This is a genomic window from Buttiauxella sp. WJP83, assembly GCF_027594725.1.
Taxonomy (GTDB): domain Bacteria; phylum Pseudomonadota; class Gammaproteobacteria; order Enterobacterales; family Enterobacteriaceae; genus Buttiauxella; species Buttiauxella selenatireducens.
In genome coordinates, this window is sequence record NZ_CP110080.1 from 1,762,708 (window position 1) to 1,776,478 (window position 13,771).

Consider the following 13,771-nt stretch of genomic DNA (forward strand, 5'->3'; position numbering starts at 1 on the left):
AATGGCGAAGATTACGGAACAATTAATTGCCACGATCCTGCAGTTGGTCGGCAATAAAAATAATATTCAGACCTGTGGGCACTGCATGACTCGCCTGCGTTTGACACTCAATAACGACCAGTTGATTGAGCATGACAAACTCAAGGCGCTGGCTGGGGTGTTGGGAGTGGTTAACGGTGACGATCAGTTGCAAATCATCCTTGGGCCAGGTAAAGCGCAAACCGCTGCTGAAATGATGAACACGATGCTGGCTAACGGAGCGGAGGCAGCCTTTGAGCCGCCGAGTGTGGGTTCCGTTGCCAGTGACACCAAACAGAAGATGAAGGCAAAACAAAACAGCGTAGTGCATCAGTTCCTCGCTAAGTTTGCCACCATCTTTACGCCACTGATCCCGGGCTTTATCGCCGCGGGTATGCTGCTGGGTTTTGCGACGCTTCTCGAACAAAGCCTTCTGGCGGACGCCGCCGTGAAGAATGCAACCATCGTGCATATCGTGGGTTACATGAAGATCTTCGGCAAAGGTTTGTTTACCTTCCTGCCTATTCTGATTGGTTATAACGCACAGAAAGCCTTTGGTGGCTCGGGCGTAAATGGGGCGATTATCGCTTCTTTATTCCTGCTGGGTTACAACCCAGAAGCGACGGTGGGATATTTCTCCGGCATTGATAATTTTTTCGGCATGGGAATTGATCCGCGCGGCAACATTATTGGTGTACTGATCGCGTCTATTCTGGGCGCGTGGATCGAGCGTCAAATCCGTAAAGTTGTCCCTGATAACCTGGATATGATTGTCACTTCACTGCTGGCGCTGTTGATCACCGGAGCGTTGACCTTTACGCTGATTATGCCTTTTGGTGGCGAGCTGTTTAAAGGGATGTCCTGGCTGTTCCTGCACTTGAATGGTAACCCGTTTGGCTGTGCAATTCTTGCTGGGCTGTTCTTGATTGCGGTGGTGTTTGGCGTTCATCAGGGCTTTATTCCGGTCTACTTTGCGCTGATGGACGTGCAGGGCTTTAACTCGCTGTTCCCGATTCTGGCGATGGCTGGCGGTGGGCAGGTTGGTGCAGCACTTGCGCTTTACTATCGCTCAGCTAAGCATTCCATGACACGTACTCAGGTGAAAGGGGCGATCATTCCTGGCCTGCTGGGCGTGGGCGAACCGCTCATCTACGCCGTAACTTTGCCACGCGTTAAGCCATTCGTCACGGCCTGTCTCGGCGGCGCGTGCGGTGGTTTCTTCATCGGCCTGGTGGCATGGCTTGGTCTGCCGATTGGCCTGAACACCGTATTTGGCCCGTCGGGTCTGGTTTCTCTGCCGTTGATGACATCCGCCCAGGGCATCTATGCCGGTATGGGGGTTTACGCAGCGGGAGTGCTTATCTCCTACGCTAGCGGCTTCATCATTACGTGGTTCTTTGGCTACAAAGACGTTGATCTGACATAAGATCGAGGGCAGGTGGCATCCCCCAAAACTCACTTTGCCGCCTGCATCATTACTGGGTTACCCCTGGATGCACGCAAACAAAAAAGCCCGCTTAAGTTTCCTTAAGCGGGCTTTCGAATTTGGCTCCTCTGACTGGACTCGAACCAGTGACATACGGATTAACAGTCCGCCGTTCTACCGACTGAACTACAGAGGAATCGGTTAACGGGGCGCATATTAGCGAGGCGTTTCAGGCTTGTCAAAGCCTCTCATCACGCTGTTGGTTCGTTTGCTGATAAAACAAGCAAACAGCGTCATTTGACGCTACAGACATATCTTTACAGCGCATTAGTTGCCAAACGGAGGTGACGGGCTAAGATATGCGGTTCAAAAGGAGTGAAGAATTCATGTTAAAACAGCAGCAAATCGCAAAGTGGTTTTTGTTCCTGGCTTGTCTGGTGGTGCTCGTGTGCACCGCGCAGCGCATGGCCGGAATGCACGCTTTGCAAATGAAAGCTGCCCAAAGCGTGATGCTGACTCAAAACAGTGTTTCCGATGCTGATGAAGCATCAGCGGTGACACCTTGTGAATTGAGCGCTAAATCGCTCCTTGCCTCGCCGCCGGTGCTGTTTGAAGCTGCGCTGTTTATCTTCAGCCTGATCCTGACGCTGCTTGCGCCATTGTTGTCGAGATCTTCCTCCCTTGTCCCCGTACGAGAATTTTCCTCCCCCACGCTCAGAGTCCATCTAAGATTTTGCGTATTCCGTGAATGAAACCGGCTGTTTAACACAGTTCGATAATTCATTTATGGAGAAAAAATATGTTGAGTCTTTTCAGGCAGACATTGATCTGTCTATTGCTGCTATGGGTGCCAGTCAGTTGGGCTGCACAATCCGGTTGGCTTCATTCTGCCGATAATAATCATGCGAGCGTGCGCCTGCGCGCTGACACTTCACCACAAGGCGAAACGCAGGTTTTGCTGGATGTAAAACTTGAGGATGGCTGGAAAACATACTGGCGTTCACCTGGCGATGGTGGCGTTGCACCCACCATTACCTGGAATGAACCAGTAAAAGCAGCCCAATGGTTTTGGCCAGTACCGCAACGGTTCGATGTGGCGGGGATAACCACTCAGGGTTACCAACACCAGGTCAGTATCCCGATAAAACTGGCAGATAAGCTACCGACAAAAATAGCCGGTGTACTGACGCTTTCGACTTGCAAAGATGTCTGCCTGTTGACCGATTTCCCCTTTGAAATCACACCGACGCAAGGTGATGCGACCTTTGCCCATGACTATGCGCAAGCAATGGGCAAGGTGCCGCTCCCGAATGGGCTGACGGATGTTCTGAAAGCCGGGTATCACAATGCAGAGTTAGTCGTGCAAGCCACTCGCAGCGCAGGCTGGCAAAAGCCTGAGCTGTATCTGGATACGCCGGAAGATGCCAGTTTCGGCAAACCCAAAATCCGTGTAGACGGTGAAACCCTGTGGGCAACGATCCCGGTAAGCGATGGCTGGGACGGTGTTGGCCCCGACCTGCGCGGGCGTCATTTATCACTGGTTATCGCCGATAACGGTGTTGCTCAGCAAAGCAGCGTTACGATAGATGCTACGTCAACAATGCCTGATGCGGGCGATGATTTAGCACTTTGGCAGGTGTTGCTGCTTGCCCTGTTGGGCGGATTTATCCTCAACCTGATGCCGTGTGTTTTGCCGGTGCTGGGCATGAAATTAGGCTCGGTGCTGCTGGTGGAAAAACAAGATCAGCGGCAGATACGCCAGCAGTTCCTCGCCTCGTTTGCCGGGATCCTCACTTCGTTTATGGCGCTGGCATTGTTGATGACCGTACTGCGCTTAACCCATCAGGCGGTGGGGTGGGGTATCCAGTTCCAGAACGTCTGGTTTATCGGCTTTATGGTGTTGGTGATGATGATATTCAGCGCCAATCTGTTCGGATTATTTGAGATCCGTCTGTCATCGAAAGTGACGACGAAACTCGCCACGCAGGGTGGAAGTGGCTTGAGCGGGCATTTTTGGCAGGGTGCGCTGGCGACGCTTTTGGCGACTCCCTGTAGCGCACCGTTTCTTGGAACCGCGGTCGCCATTGCATTGGGTGCCTCATTGCCCACGTTGTGGGGAATTTTCTTCGCCTTAGGCGTGGGAATGAGCTTGCCGTGGCTGTTAATCGCCATGCGCCCGTCACTGGCACTACGCCTTCCGAAACCGGGGCGTTGGATGCTTTGGCTGCGCCGAATACTGGCGGTGATGATGCTGGGATCGGCTTTGTGGTTAGCCAGTCTGCTACCGGTGCATTTTAGCTCAGCATCCAACGGCCCTGCGGATGAGAAAATCGCCTGGCAACCGCTCAGTGAGCAAGCCATTCAGGATGCCCTTTCGCAAAATAAACGCGTGTTTATTGATGTCACTGCCGACTGGTGCATTACCTGCAAAATTAACAAGCTAAATGTCATTGCTCGTGATGATGTGCAGGCCGCATTGCAGGAGCCTGATGTGGTTGCATTGCGTGGCGACTGGACGCTTCCTTCGAAAGAAATCACTGAGTTTCTCAAGCAACGTGGCCAGGCTGGTGTGCCGTTCAATCAAGTCTATGGACCAAACTCTCCCGTTGGGAAGCCGCTCCCGACACTTTTAACGCGTGATGTTGTCCTGAATTCGCTCACTGAAGCAAAAGGAAATAATAATGAAAATGCTTATGACGCTTTTGCTGTTACTGGCGACGACTTTTGGCGCAACCGCTGCGACCCAATCCGAGGAAGATCAGTTACAGGAGATGATTTACCAGGCGTTGTACCACGATCCGGCCAGTCCACGGATTGGCGCGACAAATGCAAAACTCACCATTATTTCCTTTACGGATTACAACTGCCCGTACTGCAAACAGTTTGACCCGATGCTTGAAAAAGTGGTGCACAAATATCCTGATGTGGCGGTGGTATTCAAGCTGCTGCCTTTTCGTGGTGAATCTTCATCGCTTGCCTCTCGCGTGGCGCTCACCACCTGGCGGGAACATCCGCAGGAGTTTCTGGCGCTGCATCAAAGCCTGATGTCGAAAAAGGGCAATCATACCGCGGCCACCATTGATGCTGCGGTTACAAAAAGTGGCTCAACGCGCGTTGAGCCGGATGAACTGAGCAGGGAAACGCTGAGCCTCAATCTGCAACTGGCACGGATTGTCGGCGTGCAAGGAACACCGGCAACCCTGGTTGGCGATACGTTTTTGGCGGGTGCAGTGCCGTGGGAATCTCTCGACGAACTGGTACAAGAGAAACGGGAGCAGGCTAATGACAAGTAAGCTGCGACGTTGGGGGCGAGAAGTGCTGGTCATCGCGCTGATCGTTGTCACAATTGTGGTCCTGATGGATTGGTGGCGTGCGCCAAAAATGCCAGGTTCCTTCGACAGCACCCCGCTGCATACGCTCGATGGTCAAACCATTACTCTGAATGCACTGAGTGAAGAACGCCCGTTGCTACTCTATTTCTGGGCGAGTTGGTGTGGCGTGTGCCGCTATACCACGCCATCCATTGCGCGGCTGGTAGAAGAACAGTTCAACGTGATGTCTATCGCTTTGAGGTCGGGCGAACCGCAGGAAGTAGCGGGTTGGCTTGCGCAGAAGAAGATAACGATTCCGGTGGTCAATGACGCCACGGGCGAGTTATCCCGCAACTGGCAGATTGGCGTTACGCCTACGCTGGTGGTGCTTTATAAAGGAGAGGTTGTCTCCTCTACTACCGGCTGGACCAGCTATTGGGGGATGAAGTTGCGCCTGTGGTGGGCTGGCGTATAAATTAAGTCTGAATGTGCGCACTGTCATGGTGCGCGCATACCTCTTATGGGGCATAAGAGAACCCTCGTTTCAATCTTCATTCCCGCCGTTTAAATCACTTTCGCTTATTATCCAGCTTGTTAGCGCATCTGGTCGGATGTTTCTCAAAAGTGGCAAGTATATTGCAATTCTTAGCGTGACATCACTGCCGAAACTGGCGTTGGCATTCCGTGTAGGAGGCAAAATGAATTTAAGACGACTGAAGTACTTCGTAAAAATCGTCGATATTGGTAGCCTGACTCAGGCCGCAGAAGTGCTGCATATTGCGCAGCCAGCGCTGAGCCAGCAAGTTGCTACCCTTGAAGGTGAAATGGACCAGCAACTGTTAATTCGCACCAAACGCGGCGTAACGCCAACAGAAGCAGGAAAAATCCTTTATACCCATGCGCGAACGATTCTTCGCCAGTGCGAACAGGCACAGTTGGCGGTTTGCAATGTGGGCCAAACCATCGGCGGGCAGGTTTCTATAGGTCTTGCGCCCGGTACAGCGGCTTCATCTATTACCATGCCTTTATTGCAGGCAGTACGTGCGGAGTTACCCGACGTACTGGTCTATCTGCATGAGAACAGTAGTTCTGTCCTGAATGACAAGCTGTTAAGCGGCCAGCTTGACATGGCGGTCTTGTATGACCGTTCTCCAACGGCAGGCATCATTAGCCAACCGTTACTAAAAGAGGAGTTGTTTCTGGTCGGCACCCGCGACTGTCCAGGTCAGACAGTCGATCTCTGTGCGGTGGCCGAAATGAACCTATTCCTGCCGCGTGATTATAGTGCGGTTCGTAAACGTGTGGATGAAGCGTTCTCGTTGCGTCGCCTGACGGCAAAAATCACCGGTGAGATTGATTCTATCTCTACTCTGACGGCCGCAATTGCCAGCGGCATGGGCGTAACCGTGTTGCCAGAATCAGCGGCGCGATCGCTGATGAGTTCAGCAAATGGTTGGATGGCTCGCATTACGAGTCCATCACTGAATCTACCGCTCTCGGTAAATTTGTCGGCGCGTACGGCGTTGACACCACAAGCGCAGGCTGTAAAAGACATTTTAATGTCTTTAGTGGTTCGTCCTGTGCAAGAAAATCGCGAACTGCTGCTGGTGGGCTAAGCCTGTGGGTAAATAGCGCTTATTGCTAAATAGAATAAGTTGCTGGTTTTTATTATTTGGTATCTCGGGGCCGCCACTTTAACAATAGTGTAAAGAACGGTCATGCCCCGGGGGCAATGTGAACTTCCAGCAACTAAAAATTATTCGTGAGGCGGCTCGGCGGGACTACAATCTGACCGAAGTCGCCAACATGCTTTTTACCTCTCAATCTGGCGTCAGCCGTCATATCCGTGAACTGGAAGAAGAGCTCGGTATCGAGATCTTCATTCGCCGTGGAAAGCGATTATTAGGCATGACAGAACCGGGCAAAGCCTTGCTGGTCATTGCCGAACGTATCCTAAATGAAGCCAGTAACGTACGGCGCCTGGCCGATGTATTTACCAATGACGCCAGCGGCGTGCTGACGATTGCGACGACACATACTCAGGCGCGCTACAGTTTGCCATCCGTCATTAAATCCTTCCGTGCGTTGTTTCCTGAAGTCCGTCTTGAATTAATTCAGGGCACGCCTCAAGAAATAGAAACGTTATTGCACAACGGTACGGCGGATATTGGTATCGCCAGTGAACGATTGAGCACCGATCCGTTAGTGGTTGCCTATCCCTGGTTTCGTTGGTTCCACACCTTGCTGGTGCCGCACGGTCACCCATTGATCCATGCCAATCCCCTTACGCTCGACGATATCAGCCGCTGGCCGATTATTACTTATCGGCAGGGCATAACAGGGCGTGCGCGTATTGATGAAGCATTTTTACGTCGTGGGCTAACGCCTGATATTGTCCTGAGCGCGCAAGATTCTGATGTGGTGAAAACCTACGTTGAATTAGGGCTGGGTATTGGCCTGGTTGCGTTTCAGGCCAGCGGCGATGAAGAAGGGGAGTTGGTTCGGCTGGATACGCGTCATTTATTTGACGCCAACACGGTTTGGCTTGGACTCAAACGCGGGCAGCTCCAACGTAATTACGTCTGGCGCTTTATCGAATTATGTAACCCGGAACTCTCTGTCGCGGATATTAAGCGATTAGCACTTGAGCCTGAAGAAACCGTACTGGATTATCAAATTTGATCCTTTTATCCATCTGGTGTGCTAATTTTTAGCCGTTTTGAGGCGCTAATTGCGTGAAGCGTGATCGGTGCGGTGCAAAATTCAGCAAACGAAGCGCGGTGACCGAAAATTTCATTGACTCACCGCGTCAGGTAAGTAGAATGCAACGCATCGAACGGCAGCACAGCTTGCCAGAAGATAGTAAAATCAAATGATTAGCTTTAAGCTTCATTAAAATGATTTTGCGGGAATAGCTCAGTTGGTAGAGCACGACCTTGCCAAGGTCGGGGTCGCGAGTTCGAGTCTCGTTTCCCGCTCCAAATTTATGTAGCAGAATTTCTGTTACAGCCTGCAAAGGTGAAAGGTTTTGGCGCGTTAGCAAAGCGGTTATGTAGCGGATTGCAAATCCGTCTAGTCCGGTTCGACTCCGGAACGCGCCTCCACTTTCTTCCCGAGCCCGGGTGGTGAAATCGGTAGACACAAGGGATTTAAAATCCCTCGGCGTACGCGCTGTGCGGGTTCAAGTCCCGCCCCGGGCACCATGGGAAACATCAGAATAATCAAAGCAATAAGCAGTGTCGTGAAACCACCTACGGGTGGTTTTTTTATGCCTGAAATTCACGTTCTGTGCATATCCTGTGCTCACAGGGTGCAATGAAGTGCAACGTTCTGCCTGCTGATGCAAAAAACCGTTGCGTATTTCCTCTATACCCAGGGGAAAGATTTCCAGTTTTTCCGGTCCTAATCCGGTAAGAGCAGGGTACACCGCTGCTGACCACCGGCTTCCTCGGCTGTAGAGGTTGCCGGAACTCCTGTCCTCATGGGTGCCTTCAAATCAATCCACACCTGGATTGAACTGCATGAAAGGTTGGACATAAAGGTATGCGGATTTTCTGACCAATACCGGATCATCAACATACCAGTAGGGGCATGTTGAATCTGGATGGTCATAGCCGTCACATTCCCTGCCGAAGATAAGCTCAAACTCTTTTTGCCGTGCTTCCAGCGTTATGCCGCTGAGAGCTATTTTGTATTGACCATGTTTTGTTGCTGGTTCAATGTATAGCCGCTGTTTATTCCTGCCCGATTGTGGGTCCACAAAAAGACTCATATTGCCTTTATTGACAGCCTGTTGATGAAACATCACCCGGAATCCCGTTGATTTGAGATGTTCGTTTAATTCAGCAGCAAGTGACTGAGCCACTTTTCTGACTGTTTCTATGTTTGCCATTAGCCACTTCCTTAATTTGTGTTGCGAAAGTAACGATACCGAGAGCCCTAAATTCAACCTTGTAACTCGATAAACCCTTTTTCGATGTCGTATTTCAGATGTTTGGTTAAAGAGAATTGTGGATCATCTTCATGGAATCGCTGTTTGATCATTTGCTGATACTCACGAACCGTCATGCCATCAAAGATATACTTATTGATGTTGAAGCCGGAGCAGTTTTCTTTGCCACCAAAGAGCTGGTTACTTCCACATCGATTAGATGGTCCGGTCAGTCGGAGAACAAAATTTAGGCAATGAAGCAGGTCAGATACATTTACATTGGCTGAGTCAATTTTCATCGTTATATCCAGTATTCAAGGGGGCAGAGATAAGCCAGCTCAGATGTAAGAAGCCACGCGAGGTAGTCAGAAAATCATTGATCAAAGCGTGTTGTCCAGAAAGAATCTTTCCCACAGGTAGTGTCATGGTTATTTATGTCGGTAATGCAGAGCTATCAGTCCGTGAAACAGAACCATCATTGCCGGGAGTCGAACCGAATGAATCGGTAAGGTAGGTTGTGGTCTTTCCATCATGGTCAATAACGCGTGTGGCGCCAAAACTGTCCGTTCGGTAAGTCGTGGCCAGAGCACTCAGGCTGGTCAGAAGGAAAACAGCTAAAAGAGGCATGCTTTCATCATCATGATTTACCGGGTAACAGAACAAAGGCCTTACTACAGTACCCATACGAGCCTTCTGAATCAAAACTCCCTCCTCATTCTCCAGCATTCCCATTGTGATGACATGTGACAACACTCATTTTTGGCATATTAATTAATCACTGTAGTTGTTTGTGGGTAAGATCAATACCATTCTCTCAAACCCGCCAGATAATATGGCAAGATGCTGAATGTAAATTAATTAAAGAATCTTTCAAAAGGGTTACAGTGAAAAATTACAAAGTCATAACCCCGTTGTTTCCGACTTACGCTCAGGCAAGAGCGATGATAAAAGCAGTGAAAGGTTATCCTGTAAAATCAGTACGTAATATGATTACCGCCATCCATGAGCAGACCGGAACACCTCAAAACCCGGTAGACTGGTCTGAACCGCATATCTGGATTGCTGAGAGGCTGACAGGGCTGGATGCTGAAATTGCTCAACAGATTTGGGAAAGTGATGACCATGTACTGAACCCGAGACATAGCTATGGCAGCTATATGTTTATCAATAACTTTGGATTGATGGGCTGTAACGATGAAGGTGACTGGGAGCCTACTGCCAAAGGACAGGGTTTTCTCAATGATGATGATCTCATTATACGAGAGCTGGACGACCAGGAAGGGTTAATACAGCTACTTGAACTCCTCGCCAGGCGTGAACAAGCCAAACGCGGTGAACTTCTTCCTGAATGGCAGGCTTTTTTGCACCAGTATTCGAAGTTTGCGTCCATGAGCTCTGTGAAAACCACGCTCCATGCCAGACTCTATAACCTCGTGGAGCGTGGGCTAGTATCACGAGAAGGTGTCAGTTATCAAATTACTGATGCCGGACGCAAATGGCTGGGAATGGCGCTTCCCGAATGCAAAACCGATCCACGTAAGGAGTTATTGGAGGCGGTGAAACGCTATAATCAGCAACAAAAAGAGCTCTTGCGTGAACAAATTGTCAGTATGAACCCTTATAAGTTTGAGCATTTGATTGCACAGCTACTGGAAGCTATGGGTTATGAACAGGTGGAAGTCACCAAAGCCTCGGGTGATAAAGGCGTGGATGTGGTGGGTAAGGTACAGGTTGGCATCACGACCATTACCGAGGTTGTTCAGGTTAAACGGATGCAAAATAACATTACACGTCCATACATTGATCAGTTACGTGGTGCGCTCCCTTACCATAAAGCTATTCGCGGTACATTAATCACCACCAGTAAATTTGCAGCGAAATGCGCTGAAGCTGCAATGTTTCCCGGCGCTGCACCTATTACATTGATTGATGGCGAGCGTTTGCTGGAGTTACTTATTGAGAACAACGTTGGTATTCGCCGTAGTAATGCGGTGGAGTTACTGGATGTGGATCTGCAACTTTTTGATGAGCTGGAGATGGAGTAAATACATTTCGGTTGGACACAAGGGAATGAATATTAATGACAACCGAAAAACCATAGTGTAATAAAAGATCAATTCATTTACATGTTATTTTCATGATATCAGTAAGATACATGAGGATAACGATGCAAAAACTCTTCCGTTTCACCAACGCCACTATTAAAACCCTTCCCGTCAATACCGATACCCGTTCAACCGAGCTTGAAGTGTCCGATACCGAGGTCATCGAGCTTAAATGCCTCTCAGGAGGCACCGGCAACAAACGCCTCCTGCTGCGCCACACCTTCCATGGCACCAAAAAAAGTATTGGCATCGGTCGCTTCCCCGAGGTCGATGTGGGAACGGCCCGCCAGATAGTGCGTCGGCATAAAGAAGTCATTGCGCTGAGGCAAGATCTGAAAACTGAGCGTGATAACTACCGGTCTGAATCCACTATCAGTGAGTTTTGCCATCCCATCACACTGATATAGAAATGGTTTGTATTATAGGAAGTCATCGTCTATCCAATAGTGGCGTGGTGGTACCGGAAGATCTCCAAAAGGGAATGGTTCGGATTACCGGGATACTGACATCATTATGTTAAAACAGTTGATGTATCAAGACACAAGGAGAATGTGAGTGGGTCGTGTGCTGTAAACTGCCTCCCTAATTTGTTTGTAAAGAGATGTCTGTTTGATAACATGCCAGCGAAAGAAAAAACACGGTCGGCATTTTCGTTAAGGATACTTATGAATAATGAAAACAATGAAAAATGTACCCTCTATGATGAACGAGGTGTACCAGTTGTTTTTGCAACTACCTGCGACACTTTCCCTGAGGACACTCTGTACTCGATTACTAATTCCAATGATCTGAAAAAAGTAAGTTCGTTGGTTGCTCAGACATGCCAAGGGGCTATTAGTACACATGGTCGTACAGTTGAGTTGGTGTTTAAGCCTGAGATTCAGCAGGGTCTCAAAGATGGCTCACTCACCATGATGAAAACAAAGGCAGGTGAAACTCTTGCTGATGCAGTGCATGAAAGTGGCAAGATAGCGGGTAAAGGCCGGATTGTTGAAGCGGGTAAGCTGAAACAGTTAGCTACTGGCTCGTTCCAGTTAATAAGCCTAATGGTTGCTCAAGCTCACCTGGCGGACATAAATAAAAATCTGGCTGACATTAAATCTTCTGTAGATCTACTTCATAAAAAGCTGGAAGCTAATCAATTAGCTAAAATTGAAGGTCGAATCCTATACCTTGAAGGAATTGTAGAAAAGCTTCGAGCTGGTGATTTCGATTATGAGATTTCATTGCAAATCAAAAACAAAATTGAGGACACTGTTGCTGATGCGTATGAATGGCAATCTATTTTGTTTTCTGAACTAAAAATACTCATTATAAATGCAGATGAGTTACAAGACTCTGACCGATTTGGAACTGGTGACACCTATAGTAAACTTAAATCTATTGTAGAGAATACAACTCCATTGATTCAGAGACGAAACTTATTACTGAAAGTTGCATCTCTACTTGCATATATACAAGCGTGTATTGATCCAACAAAAAAAGAATTTAGCATTTTCGATCTTCAGGCGTCGAAGTGGGAAAATCAGCTCACTGAACTAGTTAAAATTGTAAATGTAAAAACAAGTTCATTTCTAACAAACGCCAGATTCAATAGCCAAGAAATTCTCGATCATAGAAAATACTATATAACCAATACTCTTGGAACGATAAAAGGCATATCTGATCTAAATCAGCAATGCTTCGAAAGCAGCCACCTTAAGTTAAGAGATAATCAGCGTAAAATACTATCCTCTAATGGAAAATTACGACTCGCAGTTACTCTGGATGGGCAAGGTAATGCACAGCAGGCCGCTGTTATCGATTGATTTACCAAACTGTAGGTAGTTTCGAGCATTGTCTACAGATTTAACTGGCTTAAAGATGAGGCATATAGAGGCTCAGACGGTGATTTTGTCCGTCTGTGCTCAACGCTATCCCCGACCATATGCTTTCTGCAAACTACTGCAAAGAGGGATAGTCTGCATTAGCAAAGCACTGCTATGAGTTGCTATGTAACACACAGTATCCGCGTAGAATTTAAAATCCCTCGGCGTACGCGCTGTGCGGGTTCAATTCCCGCCCCGGGCACCATGGGAAACATCAGAATAATCAAAGCAATAAGCAGTGTCGTGAAACCACCTACGGGTGGTTTTTTTATGCCTGAAATTCACGCCCTGTGCATATCCTGTGCTCACAGGGTGCAATGAAGTGCTAACTTGAGCCATTCAATGCAAAACTCCCTTCTTTATCTCCAGTATCCCCTGGTAACGTTTTGACGGTTCTCCCGTCTGTGTACGGTATCTTCCGTAACATTTTTCAAAGGTACATTTGAAAATCTGTGCTGATTATTTATCACGCTGTCTTTCAGCACCGACAATAATCATGCGGATGCTATGTTCAAAAACTTCATCCGGGTTCATCTCCTGAAGTAGACGACATCCTTTAACCATCAACGGATAGTGATTTTCATCCGCTTCCGGTTGCGTATCTGGTTCTTCAGTTTGTTGTTCTTCCAGTACCCACCCCACAACAAATCTTCCCAGCATCATCAGCAAAGCGACGGCATCCTGAGGGGAAAAACCTGCATTGCACAGCAGTGTGACCTGGGCCTCAATCGCGCCAAAATGCCCCTGACGTGGACGGGTTCCTGCATGCAGGCGTGCGCCATCACGATAGGCCAGAAGAGCGCGGCGAAAGCTGACCGAGTTTGCGAGTAACCAGTCCTGCCACGGCATTCCATCCACGGGAAGTGAATTCGGATGGCACTCAAACATGATGGTTTCTGCCATCGCCGCCATCAGCTCAGCCTTACTTTTGAAATGCCAGTACAGGGTCGGAGACTGAACACCCAGTTTTTCAGCAAGACGACGAGTGCTAAGGCCGTCAATACCTGCTTCATTCAACATGTCCAACGCACCACGCAACACCGTTTCACGGGTCAGACGGGGGGGCGTCACGGCTTTCTTAGTCATAAATCTATCACCGATAGAGAAGGTGT

Annotated in this window: 13 protein-coding genes, 4 tRNA genes and 1 pseudogene; 13 read left to right on the plus strand and 5 right to left on the minus strand. The window is 48.7% G+C overall.

Translation table 11 applies throughout. The features are described 5' to 3' along the window. The first annotated feature begins 1 nt into the window (after nucleotide 1). The gene (murP, locus tag OH773_RS08185) at nucleotides 2-1,444 is read left to right on the plus strand and encodes a PTS N-acetylmuramic acid transporter subunit IIBC (RefSeq protein WP_270144695.1); all 1,443 of its coding nucleotides are present in this window, start codon (nucleotides 2-4) and stop codon (nucleotides 1,442-1,444) included. A 120-nt stretch (nucleotides 1,445-1,564) separates the two neighbouring features. Here the strand turns inward: murP and OH773_RS08190 are convergent. Then, nucleotides 1,565-1,640: transfer RNA gene (locus OH773_RS08190), tRNA-Asn, on the minus strand. A 190-nt stretch (nucleotides 1,641-1,830) separates the two neighbouring features. On the opposite strand from OH773_RS08190, the gene OH773_RS08195 reads away from it, so the two are divergent. The 9 genes and pseudogenes from OH773_RS08195 to OH773_RS08235 all read left to right on the plus strand — a co-directional run bounded on the left by OH773_RS08195 (nucleotide 1,831) and on the right by OH773_RS08235 (nucleotide 7,958). Then, complete coding sequence (locus OH773_RS08195) at nucleotides 1,831-2,196, plus strand: copper resistance protein (RefSeq protein ID WP_270144697.1); 366 nt, start codon at nucleotides 1,831-1,833, stop codon at nucleotides 2,194-2,196. A 47-nt stretch (nucleotides 2,197-2,243) separates the two neighbouring features. Beyond that, a pseudogene (locus OH773_RS08200) lies at nucleotides 2,244-4,118 on the plus strand (protein-disulfide reductase DsbD family protein); the annotation flags it as partial. 7 nt (nucleotides 4,119-4,125) lie between these two features. Then, a complete protein-coding gene (locus OH773_RS08205) occupies nucleotides 4,126-4,737 on the plus strand; it encodes a DsbA family protein (protein ID WP_270144699.1) in 612 nt (203 codons plus the stop codon). Next, nucleotides 4,727-5,230, plus strand: a complete 504-nt coding sequence (locus OH773_RS08210) for a protein disulfide oxidoreductase (RefSeq protein WP_270144701.1) — start codon at nucleotides 4,727-4,729, stop codon at nucleotides 5,228-5,230. Before OH773_RS08205 ends, OH773_RS08210 begins: the two co-directional genes overlap by 11 nt. 223 nt (nucleotides 5,231-5,453) lie before the next feature. Beyond that, complete coding sequence (gene nac / locus OH773_RS08215) at nucleotides 5,454-6,371, plus strand: nitrogen assimilation transcriptional regulator NAC (protein WP_270144703.1); 918 nt, start codon at nucleotides 5,454-5,456, stop codon at nucleotides 6,369-6,371. A gap of 118 nt (nucleotides 6,372-6,489) precedes the next feature. After that, a complete protein-coding gene (gene cbl / locus OH773_RS08220) occupies nucleotides 6,490-7,437 on the plus strand; it encodes an HTH-type transcriptional regulator Cbl (RefSeq protein ID WP_270144706.1) in 948 nt (315 codons plus the stop codon). Nucleotides 7,438-7,660: 223 nt separating this feature from the next. Next, nucleotides 7,661-7,736 (plus strand) — tRNA-Gly (locus OH773_RS08225). 49 nt (nucleotides 7,737-7,785) lie between these two features. Next, a tRNA-Cys gene (locus tag OH773_RS08230) sits at nucleotides 7,786-7,859 on the plus strand. 12 nt (nucleotides 7,860-7,871) lie between these two features. Beyond that, nucleotides 7,872-7,958, plus strand: a tRNA-Leu gene (locus OH773_RS08235). 293 nt (nucleotides 7,959-8,251) lie between these two features. On the opposite strand, the gene OH773_RS08240 is transcribed toward OH773_RS08235, so the two are convergent. The 3 genes from OH773_RS08240 to OH773_RS08250 form a co-directional block, all read right to left on the minus strand. Further along, on the minus strand, nucleotides 8,252-8,647 hold the full coding sequence (locus OH773_RS08240) for a hypothetical protein (protein WP_270144709.1): 396 nt from the start codon (nucleotides 8,645-8,647) through the stop codon (nucleotides 8,252-8,254). Nucleotides 8,648-8,700: 53 nt separating this feature from the next. Then, the gene (locus OH773_RS08245; RefSeq protein ID WP_270144711.1) at nucleotides 8,701-8,985 is read right to left on the minus strand and encodes a hypothetical protein; all 285 of its coding nucleotides are present in this window, start codon (nucleotides 8,983-8,985) and stop codon (nucleotides 8,701-8,703) included. 133 nt (nucleotides 8,986-9,118) lie between these two features. After that, complete coding sequence (locus OH773_RS08250; protein WP_270144713.1) at nucleotides 9,119-9,313, minus strand: hypothetical protein; 195 nt, start codon at nucleotides 9,311-9,313, stop codon at nucleotides 9,119-9,121. Between the two features lie 257 nt (nucleotides 9,314-9,570). Between OH773_RS08250 and OH773_RS08255 the strand changes: the two genes are divergently transcribed. The 3 genes from OH773_RS08255 to OH773_RS08265 all read left to right on the plus strand — a co-directional run bounded on the left by OH773_RS08255 (nucleotide 9,571) and on the right by OH773_RS08265 (nucleotide 12,599). Beyond that, nucleotides 9,571-10,731 (plus strand): restriction endonuclease, encoded by a 1,161-nt coding sequence (locus OH773_RS08255; protein WP_270144715.1) that lies wholly within the window; start codon nucleotides 9,571-9,573, stop codon nucleotides 10,729-10,731. A gap of 122 nt (nucleotides 10,732-10,853) precedes the next feature. Further along, nucleotides 10,854-11,198, plus strand: coding sequence for an Arm DNA-binding domain-containing protein (locus tag OH773_RS08260; protein ID WP_270144717.1), 345 nt, complete (start codon nucleotides 10,854-10,856; stop codon nucleotides 11,196-11,198). 258 nt (nucleotides 11,199-11,456) lie between these two features. After that, on the plus strand, nucleotides 11,457-12,599 hold the full coding sequence (locus OH773_RS08265; protein WP_270144719.1) for a hypothetical protein: 1,143 nt from the start codon (nucleotides 11,457-11,459) through the stop codon (nucleotides 12,597-12,599). Between the two features lie 519 nt (nucleotides 12,600-13,118). Here the strand turns inward: OH773_RS08265 and tetR are convergent. Next, complete coding sequence (gene tetR, locus OH773_RS08270; RefSeq protein WP_270144721.1) at nucleotides 13,119-13,745, minus strand: tetracycline resistance transcriptional repressor TetR; 627 nt, start codon at nucleotides 13,743-13,745, stop codon at nucleotides 13,119-13,121. Nucleotides 13,746-13,771: the final 26 nt, after the last annotated feature.

Coding starts and splice junctions, on each gene's coding strand:
- OH773_RS08205 (WP_270144699.1), top strand. CDS start 4,126: ATGAAAATGCTTATGACGCTTTTGCTGTTACTGGCGACGACTTTTGGC.
- OH773_RS08250 (WP_270144713.1), bottom strand. CDS start 9,313: ATGCCTCTTTTAGCTGTTTTCCTTCTGACCAGCCTGAGTGCTCTGGCC.
- nac (WP_270144703.1), top strand. CDS start 5,454: ATGAATTTAAGACGACTGAAGTACTTCGTAAAAATCGTCGATATTGGT.
- OH773_RS08265 (WP_270144719.1), top strand. CDS start 11,457: ATGAATAATGAAAACAATGAAAAATGTACCCTCTATGATGAACGAGGT.
- murP (WP_270144695.1), top strand. CDS start 2: ATGGCGAAGATTACGGAACAATTAATTGCCACGATCCTGCAGTTGGTC.
- OH773_RS08260 (WP_270144717.1), top strand. CDS start 10,854: ATGCAAAAACTCTTCCGTTTCACCAACGCCACTATTAAAACCCTTCCC.
- OH773_RS08245 (WP_270144711.1), bottom strand. CDS start 8,985: ATGAAAATTGACTCAGCCAATGTAAATGTATCTGACCTGCTTCATTGC.
- OH773_RS08240 (WP_270144709.1), bottom strand. CDS start 8,647: ATGGCAAACATAGAAACAGTCAGAAAAGTGGCTCAGTCACTTGCTGCT.
- OH773_RS08195 (WP_270144697.1), top strand. CDS start 1,831: ATGTTAAAACAGCAGCAAATCGCAAAGTGGTTTTTGTTCCTGGCTTGT.
- tetR (WP_270144721.1), bottom strand. CDS start 13,745: ATGACTAAGAAAGCCGTGACGCCCCCCCGTCTGACCCGTGAAACGGTG.
- OH773_RS08210 (WP_270144701.1), top strand. CDS start 4,727: ATGACAAGTAAGCTGCGACGTTGGGGGCGAGAAGTGCTGGTCATCGCG.